The following is a 16642-nucleotide window of genomic DNA, read 5'->3' as shown; positions in this document are numbered from 1 at the left end:
ATTTCGCGGGGTCCCGCCGGTTGCTTCGCAGCTGCATCAAATCCTGCCGCCGGCCAACCTCCAGCGCCCTTGACAAGACCGCGCGTTGCCCGGGAAGTGGCCTGCGCAGCTTACCGATAGCGAGACCCTCCATGCACCTGCTCAATCCCCATTGCGGCGTCGATCGCGACCCGCGCGGCGTCGTCCGCCTGACGATCTGCAACGCCGGCTCGCTCAACATCCTGGGATCGGCCGTCATCAACGGTGTCCGCGAAGGCCTGGAGGTGCTTGCGACAGAGCGGCAGACTCGCGCGCTTGTGGTCGCCGGCCAGAGCGAAAAAAGCATGATCGGCGGCGCCGACATCAGGGAAATGGCCGGGCTCGACCAGGCCTCTGCCGAGAAATTCATCACCGGCTTGCGCGATCTCTGCGAGGCGGTGCGCGCGTTTCCCGCGCCCGTGATCGCGCGGATGCCCGGCTGGTGCCTCGGCGGCGGCCTCGAAGTCGCCGCATGCTGCGACTTCCGGATTGCCGCCCACGACGCCAAATTCGGCATGCCCGAGGTCAGGGTCGGGATTCCCAGCGTCATCCACGCGGCGCTGCTGCCGCGGCTGATCGGCTGGGGCCGCACCCGCTGGCTGCTGATGACCGCCGAGACTATCGACGCGTCAACTGCCCTGGCCTGGGGGCTGGTCGACACGGTCGCGCCGCAAGGCGGCCTCGACGCCGCGGTCGAGCACACCTTGGCGGCGCTGATGGAATGCGCGCCGGAAGCGCTGCGCGCGCAGAAAGCCCTGCTCCGGCAATGGGAAGAGCTGCCGCTGACGGAATCCGTCAATCTCAGCATCGGCGTGTTCGGCCAATCCTACCTCACCGGCGAGCCGCAGCGGCTGATGCAGGGCTTTATCGACCGGAAAAGATAAGCGCGCTGCAGCCGACCTTATGCCTGGCGTAAGCAAAACGGGAACGCGCCTCCGGCAAAGGGGCTCGGGCCAAGACGAAACGGAAAACGCATGAGACCTGCCGGCAAAGGGCCACTCGAGTCACTTTATTTCAACTACCCGACCTTCCCGGCCGGACTGACCCCCGAACTTGAAGGTGTTGCGGCTCGGCACCCCGTCGTGATTGTCGGCGCCGGACCGATCGGCATGACCGCCGCTTTGGCTCTCGCGCGGTACGGAATCCGGTCCGTGCTCATCGAGCGCAAGGACACGTTTAACGATGGCAGCCGGGCCATCTGCATCGCGCGGCCGAGCATGCATATTCTGGAACGGATCGGAGCGGTCGCGCCCTTCGTCGAGAAGGCGCTGGGCTGGCGTTTCGGCCGCAGCTATTACCGCGGCGAGCAGATCTTCCGGCTCGAGATGCCGCATCCATCGGGCGAAAAATACCTGCCGATGTACAATCTTCAGCAGCAATATATCGAACAGTTTCTCCATGACGCCGTCAGTGCCTGCGATCTGATCGATATGCGCTGGCAGACCGAACTTTCCGCCATCGAGTGCGGCGCGGACGGGGTTTCGCTCGGCGTTTCGTCGCCAGTCGGTGACTATCGCCTCGACGCCGACTATGTGCTTGCCGCCGATGGCGCACGCTCGCCGATCCGCTCGATGCTGGGTCTGCGGCTCAAAGGCGAAAACTACGAAGGCAAATACGTGATTGCGGATATCCGCATGGATCACGATTTTCCGACCGAGCGTCGCGCCTTTTTCGAACCGAGCGGCAATCCGGGCGGCACCGTGCTGATCCACAAGCAGCCGGATGATATCTGGCGCGTGGACTACCAGCTCCGGGAAGGCGAGAGCGAGCAAGAGGCCCTGCGCGAGGAAAATATCCGCGCGCGCGTTGGCGCGATCCTCACCGACATCGGCCATGCGAAACCGTGGGAACTGGAATGGTGGAGCATCTATTCCGCCAACACCCTGTGTCTCGACGACTATCGACACGGCCGCGTGTTCTTCGTGGGCGACGCCGCGCACATCGTGCCGATCTTCGGCGTGCGCGGGCTCAATAATGGCCTCGCGGACGCGGATAACCTCGGCTGGAAGCTCGGTCTCGTCCTCAGTGGCGAGGCCGGCGATCGACTGCTCGACAGCTATTCCCCGGAACGGCGCGGCGCGACGCTGGACGTCTTCGCCAATGCCACGAAAAGTACCCGATTCATGACCCCGCCCACACACGGCTGGCGGCTTGCACGCGAGGCCGCGCTCTCGCTTAGTTTGAAGCACGACTTTCCGCGTGGCCTGGCCAATCCGCGCCAGATGCAGCCATACACCTATTCCGAAAGCCCGCTGACACCCTATGCCAGCCGCGACGCCGACTTCGCTTCCGGGCCGATCAGCGGCAGCGCCGCACCGAACGCCAAACTTGCCGACGGCAGCCATCTGCTCGATCGCGCCGGGAATGGCATGACGGTGATTCTGTTTTGCGATGGTTCGCCAGACGTCGAGCAGACGGCGCTTCTCGAGCAACTGCGCAAGCTCGACAAGCGCTTCGTTTCGCTGTTGATTCAGTGCCAGGGCTTTTCGTCCGAGCCAGGAGCGATATCCGATGGCGATGGCGCAATTGCCCGCCTGTTCGATGCCGCGCCGGGTGCGCTCTATCTCCTGCGTCCGGACCTGCATATCGCCGGACGCTGGAAGGCCATCGTTCCCGGCGAAATCCTGCGAACAGCCAGCATTTGCCTGGGGAGACGAATGCCATGACCACGATGTCGTTCGAAGACCTGGAAGCCGCCTACGAAGCGCTCGCGACGGCAATCGATTCGGCCGGAGTGCAGCGTGAAGCTCTGTTTCTGACCCGGCTCGCCCTGGTGCTCAGCCATGAACTTGGCGACGTCACGGCCTTCAAGAAGGCCGTCAGAATCGCACTTGAAGGCCTGGAATAGGCGCAGCCTCCTGCAACGATAACACCGCTCCCCCTCACGACAATTTATCCGCCGCGACCGTTGCAAATTCCGCAGCGCATCATATGATGTCTGTCATGTAAATGATACCGCTCACCCCAGCGCATTGAGGAGCACCGCCATGGCCACAGCTTCCGATCCGGTCGTCATCGTCTCCGCCGCCCGCACGCCGTTAGGCCGGTTCATGGGCGATCTTTCGCCGTTCAGCGCCCATAAGCTCGGTTCCCATGTGATCGGCGCCGCCGTGGAACGGGCCAAACTGTCGCCGGAACGGATCAACGAAGTCTTCATGGGCTGCGTGTTGCCGGCCGGACAGGGCCAGGCGCCGGCGCGGCAAGCTGCGCGTGGCGCCGGCCTACCCGACGCGACGGGGGCGACGACGATCAACAAGGTCTGCGGCTCCGGCATGAAGGCCACCATGCTGGCGCATGACATTATCAATGCCGGGTCCGCCGAGATCGTGCTGTCCGGGGGCATGGAGAGCATGACCAACGCGCCCTATTTGCTGCCCAAGGCGCGCGGCGGTTATCGCGCCGGGCATGACCGGATTGTCGACCACATGCTGATGGACGGGCTCGAGGACGCCTATGAAGCGGGCCGCTCGATGGGTGATTTCGGCGAAGCCACCGCGGAGGCATATCAGTTCACCCGCGCCGACCAGGACGCCTACGCCATGGAGACGCTGACCCGCGCCCGCAAGGCGGTGGAAGGCGGCGCGTTCAAGGCGGAGATCATGCCGATCACCGTGACCGAAAAGGCCGGTCCACGCACCATCGGCAATGACGAGATTCCGCTAAAGGTCGATCCTGCCAAAATTCCTGGACTGAAGCCGGCCTTCCGCGCTGGCGGCACCATTACGCCGGCGGCCTCGTCGGCGAATGCCGACGGCGCCGCGGCTCTGATTCTCGCCAAGCGATCGCTCGCCGACCGCGACGGCCTGCCTGTGCTGGCCGAGATCAAGGGCCACGCCACCCACAGCCAGGAGCCGCAATGGTTCACGACCGCGCCGATCCCGGCCATTCGAAAATTGCTCGACAAGGTCGGCTGGAGCGTCGGCGATGTCGACCTGTTCGAGATCAACGAAGCCTTTGCGGTGGTGGCGATGGCGGCGCAGCGCGATCTCGGAATCCCGCGTGAGAAGCTCAACATCAATGGCGGCGCCTGCGCGCTCGGCCATCCCATCGGCGCGACCGGCGCTCGCCTGATCGTGACCCTGTTGCATGCGCTGGAAGCACATAATCTGAAGCGTGGCGTCGCCGCGCTGTGCATCGGCGGCGGCGAAGCTACTGCCATCGCCGTCGAGCGCATCCTGCACTAAAGACCGGAGGCAATGGGTCAACCCTGTGATTGCGGCGGCCAGAAGAATTGCAGATAGGAAGATCTTCTATGTCCTAAATTGAGGGAAATATGGCCTTTCAGACAGAGTGCGATCATGCAAGATCGCCAACCGAGCAAACTTGAAAGACCAACGCTTAACTCGTCACCCCCTTCGTTATCCGGAATTCCGGACAGGAATCTCATGATCTCCAATTGGCTGTCGGCCGCGCTTGCCCGCCGCAATATCCATTACGGCTGGGTGATGGTTGGCGTGACCTTTCTCACCGCGCTGATCAGCGCCGGCGCAGTCGGCGCGCCCGGCGTGTTCATCGTGCCGCTGCAAAAGGAGTTCGGCTGGACCACCGCGGAAATTTCCTCCGCGCTCTCGATCCGCTTCATTTTGTTCGGGCTGATGGCGCCGTTCGCCGCGGCACTGCTCAATCGATACGGCCTGCGCAATGTCACGCTGTCAGCCCTGCTGACCGCGGGCTCGGCGCTGGCAGCCTCGCTGCTGATGACCAAAGTCTGGCAACTGATGCTGCTGTGGGGCGTCGTGGTCGGCATCGGCACCGGCATGACGGCGCTGGTGCTGGGCGCCACCGTCGCGGCGCGCTGGTTTGCGGCACGGCGCGGGCTGGTGGTCGGAATTCTCACCGCCAGTGCTGCCACCGGACAATTGGTGTTCCTGCCGCTGCTCGCCACCCTGACCGAGCGGATGGGCTGGCGGATAGCACTGGCCCTGATGTGCGCGACGCTCGGCGTCGCCGCTCTCGCGGTGCTGATGGTGATGCGCGACCGGCCCAGCGATGTCGGCTTGCGGCCGTTCGGCGATAAGGGCACGCAGCCGCTGCCTCTGCCGCCTCCGAACACCGCCCCGATCATGGCGGCAGCGCTGGGCACGCTGCGGGATGCGTCGAAGACGCGGGCGTTCTGGATCCTGTTCGCGACGTTCTTCATCTGCGGCGCCTCGACCAACGGCCTGGTCCAGGTGCATCTGATTCCGATGTGCCTCGACTTCGGCATTCCGCAGGTGCAGGCCGCCAGCCTGCTCGCCGCCATGGGCGTGTTCGATTTCTTCGGCACCATCCTGTCGGGCTGGCTGTCGGACCGCTACGACAACCGCTATCTGCTGTTCTGGTATTACGGCCTGCGCGGGCTGTCGCTGCTGTTTCTGCCGTTCACCAATTTCTCGTTTTACGGCCTGTCGCTGTTTGCGATGTTCTACGGCCTCGACTGGATCGCCACCGTGCCGCCGACGGTGCGGCTCACCGCGCAGCGCTTCGGGCCGGAGCGCGCCAATCTGGTGTTCGGATGGATTTTCGCGGGCCACCAACTGGGCGCCGGCATGGCGGCCTTTGGCGCCGGCCTGTCCCGGACGATGCTTGCGAGCTATCTGCCGGCATTCTTTGTGGCCGGCGCGTTGTGCATCGTCGCTGCGGTGATCACACTGGCGATTTCGCGGGCTCCGAAGCCGGTGATGGCGTGAAGGTGGCGAATGGTGAGTAGCGAATAGCGAATGGGGAAAACTCCACTCGCCATTCGCTATTCGCCACTCGCTTCTTGCTACGGCCTGATCGTCATGTTGGTCGCAGGCCCCGGGGTGCGGATCGGCTCAGCCAGCCGCGCGAATTCGCACAGCAGCGACCGGGTCTTGCGCGGATCGATAATCTCTTCGACCCAGAACCGCTCGGCAGAACGAAACGGCGAGCGCAGCTTGTTGAGACGGTCCTCGATCTCCCTTAGTTTGGCTTTGGGATCGTCCGCGGCGTCGATGTCGGCGCGATAGGCCGCCTCGATGCCGCCTTCCAGCGGCAGCGAGCCCCAATAGGCCGATGGCCAGGCGTAGCGCAGCGAGAACCGGTCCGCCGGCTGATGGACGACGCCCGCGACGCCGAAGGAATTGCGCACGATGATGGTGCACCAGGGCACCGTGGTTTGGTTGACGGCGGCCATGGCGCGCACGCCGTGGCGGATGGTGGCGGCCTTCTCGGCTTCGAGCCCGATCATGAAGCCCGGACAATCCATCAGATAGACCACCGGCAGATGGAAGGTTTCGGCGAAATCCGCGAACCGCACCACCTTCTGGCACGCTTCGGCTGTCCACGACCCGCCATAGTGATAGGGATCGCTGGCGAGCAACAACACCGCACGGCCTTCCAGCCGGGCGAGCCCGGCAATAATCGAGCGGCCGAAATTTGCGGCCATCTCGAAGAACGAGCCCTTGTCGACGACGGCCTCGATGATCGGGCGCATCTTGTAGACCTGGCGGCGGTTGCGCGGCACCGCCTTCATCAGGGATTCCTCTGCGCGTTCCGGATCGTCGTCGCAGGGAACGGTTTGGGGCAGTTCATAGACCGACGACGGCAGATACGACAGGAACCGCCTGGCGCAGGCAAACGCCTCCTCCTCAGTTTCGACGGCATGATCAACCCCGCCAGCACGGGTCTGGATGTCGGCGCCGCCGAGTTCCTGCTTGGTGAGATCCTGGCCCAGGCGTTTCACCACGGGCGGACCGGCGACGAACATCGCCGAGTTTTTTGTCATCACTGAATAGTGGCTTGCCGCAAGCCGCGCCGCGCCGAGGCCAGCGACCGAGCCGAGACCCAGGCCCACCACAGGCACGCGCGCCATATTGGCCGTCGTGTACCAATACCAGCGGGTGCCGCCGATGCCGCCGGGCAGATTGGCCGCGCCCTTGGTTTCAATGGTCTTCACCGAGCCGCCGCCGCCGGAGCCTTCGATCAGCCGGATGATGGGCAGGCGAAAATCATGCGCCATCTCCTCGGCCATCAGCGGCTTGGCGGAGATCGAGGCATCGGCGGAGCCGCCGCGCACGGTGAAATCGTCGCCGACCACGACCACCGGGCGGCCGTCGATCTTGCCGCGGCCGAACACGCAGTTCGCCGGCGTCAGATTGGTGAGTTCGCCGTTCTCGTCATAATCGGCGATGCCGGAAATCGCGCCGATCTCATGAAAGCTCTTTTGGTCGACCAGCCCGTCGATACGCTCGCGGACGGTGAGCCGGCCCTGGTCACGCTGCCGCTTGACCTTGTCAACGCCTCCCATCTCGCGCGCGAACGCTTCGCGCCGGGCGAGGTCGTCGAGTTCCGGCTTCCAGTTCATTCGTATCCTCCGTCCTGATGATTTTATTATTGTTCGTGGGTGGTGCCGGAAGCGGCTTGCCGGGTATGCGATCCCTAAACAGATCTCCGTCGACGCCTTCAAGCATGCTGCCGACCGCGGCGCCCAATTCCAGCAACCGCGGCGCGACCTCATTGTGCAGCCGCTTCTCGTCATACATCGCGGACAGTAGACCGATCGTGACCACCACGAAGGTTTGATATTGCGGCGACCACAGCGGCACCGCGAGGCCGTTGATATGCGGGCTCCACAGGCCGCAGGCGACGACATAGCCGTGTTCGCGCAAAAAGCGGCGGTTGTTCTCGATCCGGGGTCGCAGCAGTTTGGCGCCTTCGGGAATCTCGCGTTCCATTTCCCCGAGCAAGGCGTCCCCGACATCGGCATCGAGCGCGGCGGTATAGGCGTGGCCGGCCGCCGTGCTCGCCATGGCGATGCGGCTGCCGGTGCTCTCGTGCAGACCGAGCGCATTGGCGGCGCGCGCAAACTCGAGATAGACGAGGTGAAAACGATCGGGAATGACGAAGCCGACGGTTCCCGGCAACTGTTCGGCGACATCCTGCAGCCGCAGCCGAATCAGGTTGCGCAATTGCAAGCCCCGCATCATCGAGGTGCTCATCGCCACCGCGCTCGGGCCGATGCGGTATTTCTGGTCGCGCGGCAGATAGACCAGTTGCCCCATCCGGGTCAGCGTATGGGTCAGGCGCGATACCGTGGATCGTGGCAGACCGCAGCGATTGGCAATTTCCAGATTGCCCAGCCGCGCCTCATGGCCTTCGAAGCAGCGCAAGACGTCGAACGCGCGCGACACAACCTGAATAACGTCACCCTCACCTGCCCGATCGCTGGCGAGCATTCCCTCTTTGCTGAGCCGCTCCGAGCGTCTTCCCATGGGTTTTGTCCATTCATTCCGTGCTACGGAATAAAATTCCACTTGCGGAAGAGGCTACCTCAGGCAATCTCCCGCCACAACAAAAAGCCGTTCGCGAGGGCAATCGTCCGTCAAACGGTGCCGGGAGAACGGAAATGCCAGACATCAAGATCGTGACCGAGGTGGCCGGACGCGTCTGCGCGCTTCCCATCGAGGTCGGGGCAAGCGTCGGCGATGGCGACGACATTGCATTCGTCGAAGCCATGAAGATGGAAATCCCGGTGGCTTCGCCCGCCGCGGGCATGCTCAAATCGATCCTGGTCAGCCTCGACGACGTGGTCGCGGAGGGACAGATCCTCGCCATTCTCGAAACCTGAAGCGTTATTGCTGGGCACGGCCTGCCGCATAAAACACCATCGGGCAGGTTTCGGCGCGTGCCGTTGCGGCGTAAAATCGATTGGCGCGAACCGCATCGCACGGCAGGACAACACATGAACAGCTCGCGCTCGGCCCCGCTTCAGAATGCAGCAAGCTGGGCGGCATCGAAGCCGCCTTTGCTGCGGTTCCTCACCGCATGCCACGCGGATTTTTCCACCGAGAACGGCGGCAATGTCGCCGACTACATCCCCGAACTCGGCAAGGCCGACCCCGATCATTTCGGCATCAGCCTCGTCACCCTCGACGGCCACGTCTACGAGGTCGGCGACTCCAGGATTCCCTTCACGATCCAGTCGGTGTCGAAGCCATTCGTGTTCGCGCTGGCGCTGGATACGCTCGGTGCGGCGCGGGTGGAGAGCGAAATCGGCGTCGAGCCGTCGGGCGATCCCTTCAATTCGATCCGGCTCAATGCCGACAACCATCCGTTCAATCCGATGGTCAATGCCGGCGCGATCGCCTGCTCCGGACTGATCCATCAGGCCAAGGGCGACGGCGCGTTCGAATATATCCGGCAGGCGCTCGGCCGGTTTGCCGGGCGCGAGCTCGATGTCGACGAAGCCGTGTATGCGTCCGAAAGCACGACCGGCGACCGCAACCGCGCCATCGGCTATCTCCTGCGCAACAACACCGTCATCAAGGGTGACGTCGGCGCGGTGATCGACGTCTATTTCCGGCAATGCTCCATCCTGGTCACGGCGCGCGATATCGCCGTGATGGCGGCGACGCTGGCCAATCGCGGCATCAATCCGGTGAGCGGCGAGCAGGTCATGACCCCCTACGCGATCTCGCGGGCGCTGTCGGTCATGACCAGTTCCGGCATGTACGACTACGCCGGCGAATGGATTTATCGCGTCGGCATTCCCGCCAAAAGCGGTGTCGGCGGCGGCATCCTGGCGGCATTGCCGGCGCGGCTCGGGCTCGGCAGCTATTCGCCCCGGCTCGACAGCCACGGCAACAGCGTGCGCGGCATCAAGGTCTGCGAGGCGCTGTCGCTGCATTACGACCTGCACATGCTCAACCGCAGCGACGACGCGCGCAACAGCATCATCGCCGACTACAACATCGGCAAAAGCGCGTCGCGGCGCAGCCGGCGGCCGCATGAGCAGAAGATTCTCGCCGCCCATCATCAGGACGTCCGCATCATCGAACTGGTGGGCACGCTGACATTTTCCAATGTCGATTACATCTCGCGCCGGCTTGCAGCCGGGCCGCGCCCGCATTTCATCATATTCGACCTGCGCCGGGTCGCGGCGATGACGCGCGCTGGCGCCCGCCTGCTCGCCGAGGGCTTCCACGAACTGGCAGCGTTCAATGTCACCGTGATCCTGTCAGGCATCAAGCATTCCTCTCCGCAATGGGAGCCTCTGGGCGAGTGGGTCAAGGGCACCTCGAACTTGCGCAACTACCATCTGCTCGACGACGCCATCGAATGGGCCGAGGACCAGATCGTCTATCGCCATGGCGGCGCCATCGACTCCGTTGAGGTGACCGAGCTGTCCGAGCAGGCGCTGCTGGCAGGACTGACGGCCGAGGAGCTTGCGCGGCTCGCCTCACTCGGCGCGATCAGGACCTACCAGCCGGGACAGCAGATCATCGCTGCCGCGCAGCCTGCTGTCTCGCTGTTCTTTCTCAGAAGCGGGGTCGTGCACGTCAGGCTGCATGGCGGCATGCGGCTCGCGACGCTCACCGCCGGCATGGCGTTCGGTGAAATGGCGCTGCTGGAAACCCACCGCTCCGCCGATGTGTTTGCCGACGGTCCCGCCACCGCCCTCGAAGTGCCGCTGCGCGACTTCGAGCGCTTTCGCGAAGCGCATCCGCGCACCGGAGAGCGGATCATGCGCAATCTCGCCCAGCTGCTCGCCGACCGCCTGATCGTCGCCAACACCAAGGTGAATTTGCTGACCGAGAACTAGACTGGAATCGCGATCGGCGGTTCAAACCACTTCACTTACCGGCTGCATGTCGATGCCAAACGTTTCCAGAAACTTCGACGTCATGATGTAGAATCCGACCGAGAGCTGCAATTCGATCAACGCCGCCGGCGTCAGTTTGGCCGCAATGGCGTTGAACGTCGCATCGGTCGGACGGCGGAGCGCGACGATTTCATCGGTGAAGGCGAGCGCCGCGCGCTGCACGTCGTCGAAGCAGGTGGCGGATTTCCAGTCCTCCAGTGCGGCGTTTTGTTCGTCGGTGACGCCCACATTCTTGCCGATGCGCTTGTGCGCCACCACCTCGTAAGGCGCCTCACAGAGAATTCCGGTGCGCGTGATCGCAAGTTCGCGCACCACCGGATCCAGTTCGCCCTTGTGGCGGATCGCGCCGCCGAGCCGGCAATATTGCTCAAAATAGCTCGGCGAGTGCGCCATCATCCGGAAAATATTTGCGTTGCGGTTCTTGCCCAGGATTTCACGGGTGCGTTCGCTCGATTTCGAAGTATCGCAATAGTCGATGCGGGCCATGCTTCACCTTGGATTCTGCGATGCCAGTCGCGAGCTGTTTTTTATCGAATGGCGGGTTCCGTTCGAAACAGTATCGGGCGGATGTCGCGGGATCAACAGCTTGCGCCGCCTCGCAAAAATCAACCGCGCCGCCGAACGCCAACAGGTTCGGCTGGAATTCGTCGGAGCTGCCGCTCACAAATCTCGTCACGCGCGAGTCAAATTGCCGCCGCAATACTGTTCGACCTTCGCATAGTCGATATTCGCTGAGTGGGGACTCAAATTATCAAATCAAGCGAATACTCGTCGTGGGGTGTTCCGAGTAAAAAATAGTCGAGCCATCTTGCCTTCGCGGGCAACGATGACTCGCGCCCAAGTCTAGGGAGAACGGCATGAAGGAAGCCACCAAAAGGGCGGCCTCGGAAATGCTCGCGCAAATGCTGGCGGTGGCGGCAATGCTCGTCATCGCCAGCTTTATTTTTTACTCGCGGTGACAGTGTCAGCGTTAGCACCAGACCTCAGATGTTCAATGCACATCGTGGATGGTGCGCTAGCACCAGACCCGGAATCTCGAGATTCCGGGTTCGATGCTTCGCACCGCCCCGGAATGACGGCTTGGATAGCTTCGCTGAGCTCGCAATGACGGCGGAGTCATCCCTGGAACACCACCGCATCCACCACCACGCAGCCCTTGCCGGCGCTGTCGAGCAGTACCGGATTGAGATCCAGGCTCATCGCCTTGGCCGCGGGATCCAGCATCAGTTCGCCGATCCCAACGACGGCGTCGCAGAGCGCATCGATATCCATCGGCGGCTCGCCGCGCACGCCTGCGAATAATGCCGCGATCCGCAGCTTTCCAAGTGCCTCCCTCACATCGTCTTTCGAGAACGGCGGCAACAGCAGCGCAGTATCGCGAAAGACCTCGACATATTTGCCGCCGTCGCCGACCGCGACCACCGGACCGAACACGGGATCGCGATGCGCGCCGATCATGATTTCGCGGCGCCCGGTGGCCATCGCGGCTGTTATAACGCCGTCGAAGCGGGCGCCGTGCTTGCGGATGATGCCTTCCATCTGCGCCCAGACTTCGCCGGCCTCCTCGCGGGTCCTGACGCCGAGCTTCACCAGCCCAAGCTCGGACTTGTGCGCGATATCGGCCGAGCATCCCTTGACCACGACGGGCCCGCCGATCGCCTCGAATGCCGCGATCGCCTCGGCACGCGACCGGCACAACCGGTGCGGCACCACGGGAATGCCGCGCGCGGCCAGCAAGGCGAGGCTGTCGGCCTCGTTGAGCATCGTCATCGCATCAGATGAAATCGACGGCGGAGCAAGCCTGGCGCGCGTTGCCTTGCGCGCGAGCGTGCGCGCCATCAATTCACGATGGGCGAGATACTGATGCAGCGCCGACACCGCCTCGGTCTCGGTCGGAAATACCGACAGGCCTTCGGACGAAAATTGATCGGCGACGCTGCGTTGCGTTGCCGCGATCACCAGCGGCTTTCCGGTCTGCCTGCCGAAGGCGGCAGAGTCGCGCGCGAACGCTTCGACGTCATAGCCGGGACCGGCGACGGGAACGCCGATCAGGAACGCGTCGGCCGTCGGGTCTTCCGCAATGACCGGCAGGATGTCGCCGAACAGCCGACCGTTGGATAACAGCGCCGCGGTGAGATCGATCGGGTTGGTGGTGGTGGCAAAGCTCGGCAGGATGCCCTTTAGTTTCTTGTCGGTTTCCGGTGAAAGCTTTGCCATGGGCATGCCGACCGCGGTTGCGGCGTCGGCGGTCAAGACACACACCGCGCCGGAATTGCTGATCGCCACCAGCCGTCTTCCCTTGGGCTTCCAGCCCTTCAGATAAAGCTCCGTCGCCTCCACCAGTCCGCGCATGTCCGGCGCGCGCCAGATGCCGTGATGTTCGAAAAATGCATCGACCACCCGGTCCTCGTTGGCGAGCGCGCCGGTATGCGATTGCGCGGCCTGGCGCCCGGCTTCGGACCGGCCCGACTTCAGCGCGATCACCGGCAGGTCGCGATCGAGTGCTACGGCCGCGAGTTCTTCCAGATATTTTTTCTCGGGGATGCTCTCGAGATAAAGCAGCAGCAGTTTTACTTCGGGATCCTCGGCGACGGCCACCGCGAGTTCGCCGACGGAAATGTCGGCATCGTTGCCGGTGGCATGGGTATGGCGGACGCCGATGCCGCGCTGGCGGAGGAAGCCGACCGGCACCGTCGACAATGCACCGCTCTGGCTGAGCATGGCGACATGGCCCTCGGCGCGGTCCATGTCCATGAACATGGTCGAAAAACTCGCAATCGCGCCGGTGCCGAAATTGGCGAGGCCTTGCGAATTCGGCCCGACGATGCGCATGCCGGCCCTGTGCGCGGCCTCGACCATCCGCCGCTCCTTGGCCTTGCCGGCGACCGCATCGACCTCGCCGAAGCCGGACGCCATCACCACCGCCACCTTGACGCCATGCGCGGCGCAATCCTCCACCGCGCCGATGGCGTTGTCGCCGGCGACCGCGACGATCACCATTTCCGGGGCCTCCGGCAAATCCGCGAGGCTCCTGTAGCAAGTGTAACCCTGCACCTCCGCGCGCGACGGATTGATCGGGAAGATTTTGCCCTTGAAGCCGAACTTGTCGAGGTAATGCACCGGCCGGCCGCCGACCTTGTTGGGATTTTCCGACGCGCCGATGATGGCGATCGAACGCGGATCGAGGGCGGCCTTGAGGCGGCTCATGGTTTGGTCCTTGCGAAATGGGGAACGAGGCGGCCGGCGAACCGTGCAAATCGCGCGGTGACCTTGTCGCCGATGGAAAGATCGTTGTCGCCGTGGGCCATCATGCGAAAGCCCTCTGACGTGTCGACGAGAACGATGTTGTAGGGAACGTGCGCGCGGGTTTCCGGCGTGGCGGCGCGGCACACCAGCGAGGTGGCGTAGACCGTGCCCTCGCCGCTGGCGCGCTTTTCCACCGGGTCGGGCGCGCCGCAGATAGCACAGAAGCTGCGTCGGAAATATTGCAAGCTGCCGCAGGCCGTGCAGGATTGGTAGACGATCGCCTCTTCGCCGGAGGTCCAGTCCGCGATTTTGCCGCCGCTCATCGCACCCGCTCCAGGAACATGCTGACATGCGACGACAGCACGCCGGCGTCGCCATGCAGCAGCGCGATCGAGGCATCGCGCACCTGGCGCTTTCCCGCGCGCCCCGTCATCTGCAGATAGGTTTCGACCAGATGCGCCATCGCGCCGCCGACGCCGCAATGGCCGTAACTCAGAAGACCGCCATGGGTGTTGAGCGGCATCGCGCCATCGCGGTTGAAATGCCCCGATCGCACCCGCGCCGCCGCCTCGCCGCGCCCGGCAAGTCCAAGGTCCTCCAGCAGCATCGCCAGCGTGATGGTAAAACTGTCATAGACCGCGGCGTAGCGCACGTCAGAGACATCGATGCCGGATGCGGCCTTCGCCCGCGCGACCGCGATCTCGGCGCCGAGTTCGCTCAAGGCAGGCGCCGCCGTGACATGCTGATGGGTATGCGCCTGCGCGCAGCCGGCGACGCGCACGCCGGTCTCGCCGGTGCGTTCGCGGCTGACGACAAACGCCGCGCCGCCGTCCGACACTGGACAGCAATCCAGCAGTTTCAGGGGCAGCGCCACCGGCTTCGAGGCCATCACATCGGCCACCGTGATGGCCTCGTGAAACTGCGCTCCGGGATGGCTCAGCGCGTGGGTGCGCATCAGCACCGCGAACTCAGCGAGGTCTTCCTGCGTCACGCCGTATTCGTGCATGTAGCGCGAGGCGACAAGGCCATAATAGGCCGGAATGGTCGGCCCCAACGGCACCTCGTAATCGGGATGTCCGACCTGCGCCAGCGCCAGGATCGAGGCGTCGCGGCTCTGCCCGGTGAGCCGGTTTTCGCCTGCCACGACCAGCATGTGTTTTACCACTTTGGCTTCGACCAGGTGATGCGCCAGCATGGTCATCGCCAGACCGGTGGCGCCGCCGACCTGCACCGCGTGCGCGTAAGCCGGGCGAATGCCGAAATGCTCGGCGAACACGGTCGCCAGCATGATGTGCGGCGCGACGGTCGAGTAGCCGCAGAGGACGCCGTCGATCTCGGCGCGTTTCAGCCCGGCATCCGATATCGCAAGTTCCGCCGCCTTGCTCATGAGGTCGAGCGAGGAAGCGCCTTGGTGTTTGCCGTATGCGGTGAGACCGACGCCGGTGATGAAGCTCATGGACGCACCATCTCGAACTCCATCCACGTCATTCCGGGGTGCATCGAAGATGCGAACCTCAGATGTGCATTGCACATCGGGGAATCTCGAGATTCCGGGTCTGCGCCTTGCGGCGCATCCCGGAATGACGGCTGAGAAATTTCCGCCATTTCAATACGACTTCGGCAGGCCCAGCACCTTCTCGGCGATAAAACTGAGAATGAGCTGCGGGCTGATCGGGGCGATGCGCGGAATCAGGGATTCCCGCAGGTATCGCTCGACATGATACTCCTTGGCGTAGCCGAAGCCGCCGTGCGTCATGACGGCCTGCTCACAGGCCTGATACCCCGCCTCGCCGGCGAGATATTTCGCGGCATTCGCCGCCGGGCCGCACGGCTGGCCCTGATCGTATTGCCAGCCGGCCGACAGCGTCATCAGCCAGGCGGCTTCGAGCTCCATCCAGTTCTTCGCCAGCGGATGCTGGATCGCCTGGTTCTTGCCGATCGGACGGTTGAACACGTTGCGCTCTTTGGCGTAGGCGGCGGCGCGAGACAGCGCCAGCTTGCCGAGCCCGACCGCTTCGGCGGCAATCAGGATCCGCTCCGGATTCATACCATGCAGGATGTATTCGAAACCTCGGCCTTCCTCGCCGAGGCGGTCTTCGAGCGGAATTTCAAAATTTTCGATGAACAGTTCGTTGGAGTCGACGGCCTTGCGGCCCATCTTCTCGATCTCGTGCACGGCGATACGGCTACGGTCGAAATCGGTATAAAACAGGCTCAAGCCGTGGGTCGGTTTCTTCACATCTTCCAGCGGCGTGGTGCGTGCCAGCAGCAGAATCTTCTCGGCGACCTGCGCGGTGGAGATCCAGACCTTCTGGCCATTGACGATGTATTTGTCGCCGCTGCGTACCGCGCGTGTTTTCAGTTGCGTGGTGTTGAGGCCGGTATTGGGCTCGGTCACCGCAAAGCAGGCCCTCCGCGTGCCATCGACGATCGGCGGCAACATCCGCTTGCATTGTTCTTCGTTGCCGAACACCACGACGGGATTGAGTCCGAACACATTCATGTGGACGGCGGAGGCGCCGGACATGCCGGCGCCGGATTCCGCTATCGTGCGCATCATGATGGCGGCATCTGATATGCCGAGGCCCGAGCCGCCATAGGCCTCGGGAATGCAGATGCCGAGCCAGCCGGCATCGGCCAGCGCCTTGTGGAAATCGGCCGGGAAACCACCCTCCTTGTCCTTCTTCAGCCAATAGGCATCGTCGAACCGCGCGCAGATTTTTGCAACGGCGTCGCGGATCGATTCCTGGTTGGCGGTCAGCGCAAAATCCATGC

At 63.7% G+C, this 16642-nt stretch carries 14 protein-coding genes; 7 read left to right on the top strand and 7 right to left on the bottom strand.

Going from position 1 to position 16642, the window contains the following annotated elements; genetic code table 11:
* Positions 1–131: 131 nt before the first annotated feature.
* From B5527_RS15130 to B5527_RS15110, 5 genes are all read left to right on the top strand, one after another.
* Positions 132–902: an enoyl-CoA hydratase gene (locus B5527_RS15130; protein WP_079602151.1), complete on the top strand. Its 771-nt coding sequence runs from the start codon at positions 132–134 to the stop codon at positions 900–902.
* 90 nt (positions 903–992) lie between these two features.
* Positions 993–2684, top strand: a complete 1692-nt coding sequence (locus tag B5527_RS15125; RefSeq protein ID WP_079602149.1) for an FAD-dependent monooxygenase — start codon at positions 993–995, stop codon at positions 2682–2684.
* Positions 2681–2866: a hypothetical protein gene (locus tag B5527_RS15120; protein ID WP_079602147.1), complete on the top strand. Its 186-nt coding sequence runs from the start codon at positions 2681–2683 to the stop codon at positions 2864–2866. The genes B5527_RS15125 and B5527_RS15120 overlap by 4 nt, the downstream gene beginning before the upstream one ends.
* A 139-nt stretch (positions 2867–3005) precedes the next feature.
* A complete protein-coding gene (locus tag B5527_RS15115; protein ID WP_079602145.1) occupies positions 3006–4202 on the top strand; it encodes an acetyl-CoA C-acyltransferase in 1197 nt (398 codons plus the stop codon).
* Positions 4203–4403: 201 nt separating this feature from the next.
* Positions 4404–5687, top strand: coding sequence for an MFS transporter (locus B5527_RS15110; protein ID WP_079602144.1), 1284 nt, complete (start codon positions 4404–4406; stop codon positions 5685–5687).
* A gap of 77 nt (positions 5688–5764) precedes the next feature.
* On the opposite strand, the gene B5527_RS15105 is transcribed toward B5527_RS15110, so the two are convergent.
* Together B5527_RS15105 and B5527_RS15100 are read right to left on the bottom strand one after the other, a co-directional pair.
* Positions 5765–7324 (bottom strand): acyl-CoA carboxylase subunit beta, encoded by a 1560-nt coding sequence (locus tag B5527_RS15105; protein ID WP_079602142.1) that lies wholly within the window; start codon positions 7322–7324, stop codon positions 5765–5767.
* Positions 7254–8231 (bottom strand): IclR family transcriptional regulator, encoded by a 978-nt coding sequence (locus B5527_RS15100; RefSeq protein ID WP_079602140.1) that lies wholly within the window; start codon positions 8229–8231, stop codon positions 7254–7256. The genes B5527_RS15105 and B5527_RS15100 overlap by 71 nt, the downstream gene beginning before the upstream one ends.
* 134 nt (positions 8232–8365) lie before the next feature.
* Here B5527_RS15100 and B5527_RS15095 point away from each other — a divergent pair, with 134 nt between their 5' ends.
* Both B5527_RS15095 and glsA read left to right on the top strand, forming a co-directional pair.
* Positions 8366–8587, top strand: coding sequence for an acetyl-CoA carboxylase biotin carboxyl carrier protein subunit (locus tag B5527_RS15095; RefSeq protein ID WP_079602139.1), 222 nt, complete (start codon positions 8366–8368; stop codon positions 8585–8587).
* Positions 8588–8701: 114 nt separating this feature from the next.
* The gene (gene glsA, locus B5527_RS15090; protein WP_079602137.1) at positions 8702–10561 is read left to right on the top strand and encodes a glutaminase A; all 1860 of its coding nucleotides are present in this window, start codon (positions 8702–8704) and stop codon (positions 10559–10561) included.
* A 21-nt stretch (positions 10562–10582) separates the two neighbouring features.
* Here glsA and B5527_RS15085 read toward each other — a convergent pair whose 3' ends face one another.
* The 5 genes from B5527_RS15085 to B5527_RS15060 form a co-directional block, all read right to left on the bottom strand.
* Positions 10583–11107 carry a carboxymuconolactone decarboxylase family protein gene (locus B5527_RS15085; RefSeq protein ID WP_079602135.1) on the bottom strand — a complete coding sequence of 175 codons (525 nt, stop codon included), beginning with the start codon at positions 11105–11107 and terminating at the stop codon, positions 10583–10585.
* Between the two features lie 630 nt (positions 11108–11737).
* Complete coding sequence (locus tag B5527_RS15075) at positions 11738–13828, bottom strand: acetate--CoA ligase family protein (RefSeq protein ID WP_079602132.1); 2091 nt, start codon at positions 13826–13828, stop codon at positions 11738–11740.
* The gene (locus B5527_RS15070; RefSeq protein WP_079602131.1) at positions 13825–14190 is read right to left on the bottom strand and encodes a Zn-ribbon domain-containing OB-fold protein; all 366 of its coding nucleotides are present in this window, start codon (positions 14188–14190) and stop codon (positions 13825–13827) included. Before B5527_RS15070 ends, B5527_RS15075 begins: the two co-directional genes overlap by 4 nt.
* The gene (locus tag B5527_RS15065) at positions 14187–15323 is read right to left on the bottom strand and encodes a thiolase family protein (protein WP_079602129.1); all 1137 of its coding nucleotides are present in this window, start codon (positions 15321–15323) and stop codon (positions 14187–14189) included. Before B5527_RS15065 ends, B5527_RS15070 begins: the two co-directional genes overlap by 4 nt.
* A gap of 150 nt (positions 15324–15473) precedes the next feature.
* Positions 15474–16640 carry an acyl-CoA dehydrogenase family protein gene (locus tag B5527_RS15060; protein WP_079602128.1) on the bottom strand — a complete coding sequence of 389 codons (1167 nt, stop codon included), beginning with the start codon at positions 16638–16640 and terminating at the stop codon, positions 15474–15476.
* Positions 16641–16642 lie beyond the last annotated feature (2 nt).

The organism is Bradyrhizobium erythrophlei (assembly GCF_900129425.1).
In the GTDB taxonomy this organism is placed as follows: Bacteria; Pseudomonadota; Alphaproteobacteria; order Rhizobiales; family Xanthobacteraceae; genus Bradyrhizobium; species Bradyrhizobium erythrophlei_C.
Note: the sequence above shows the minus strand (reverse complement) of the source record. Positions and strands in the feature narration are given on the sequence as shown.

Excerpts from the sequence above, each read along its gene's own strand:
- B5527_RS15130 (WP_079602151.1), top strand. The coding sequence starts at position 132 with ATGCACCTGCTCAATCCCCATTGCGGCGTCGATCGCGACCCGCGCGGC.
- B5527_RS15125 (WP_079602149.1), top strand. The coding sequence starts at position 993 with ATGAGACCTGCCGGCAAAGGGCCACTCGAGTCACTTTATTTCAACTAC.
- B5527_RS15120 (WP_079602147.1), top strand. The coding sequence starts at position 2,681 with ATGACCACGATGTCGTTCGAAGACCTGGAAGCCGCCTACGAAGCGCTC.
- B5527_RS15115 (WP_079602145.1), top strand. The coding sequence starts at position 3,006 with ATGGCCACAGCTTCCGATCCGGTCGTCATCGTCTCCGCCGCCCGCACG.
- B5527_RS15110 (WP_079602144.1), top strand. The coding sequence starts at position 4,404 with ATGATCTCCAATTGGCTGTCGGCCGCGCTTGCCCGCCGCAATATCCAT.
- B5527_RS15105 (WP_079602142.1), bottom strand. The coding sequence starts at position 7,324 with ATGAACTGGAAGCCGGAACTCGACGACCTCGCCCGGCGCGAAGCGTTC.
- B5527_RS15100 (WP_079602140.1), bottom strand. The coding sequence starts at position 8,231 with ATGGGAAGACGCTCGGAGCGGCTCAGCAAAGAGGGAATGCTCGCCAGC.
- B5527_RS15095 (WP_079602139.1), top strand. The coding sequence starts at position 8,366 with ATGCCAGACATCAAGATCGTGACCGAGGTGGCCGGACGCGTCTGCGCG.
- glsA (WP_079602137.1), top strand. The coding sequence starts at position 8,702 with ATGAACAGCTCGCGCTCGGCCCCGCTTCAGAATGCAGCAAGCTGGGCG.
- B5527_RS15085 (WP_079602135.1), bottom strand. The coding sequence starts at position 11,107 with ATGGCCCGCATCGACTATTGCGATACTTCGAAATCGAGCGAACGCACC.
- B5527_RS15075 (WP_079602132.1), bottom strand. The coding sequence starts at position 13,828 with ATGAGCCGCCTCAAGGCCGCCCTCGATCCGCGTTCGATCGCCATCATC.
- B5527_RS15070 (WP_079602131.1), bottom strand. The coding sequence starts at position 14,190 with ATGAGCGGCGGCAAAATCGCGGACTGGACCTCCGGCGAAGAGGCGATC.
- B5527_RS15065 (WP_079602129.1), bottom strand. The coding sequence starts at position 15,323 with ATGAGCTTCATCACCGGCGTCGGTCTCACCGCATACGGCAAACACCAA.
- B5527_RS15060 (WP_079602128.1), bottom strand. The coding sequence starts at position 16,640 with ATGGATTTTGCGCTGACCGCCAACCAGGAATCGATCCGCGACGCCGTT.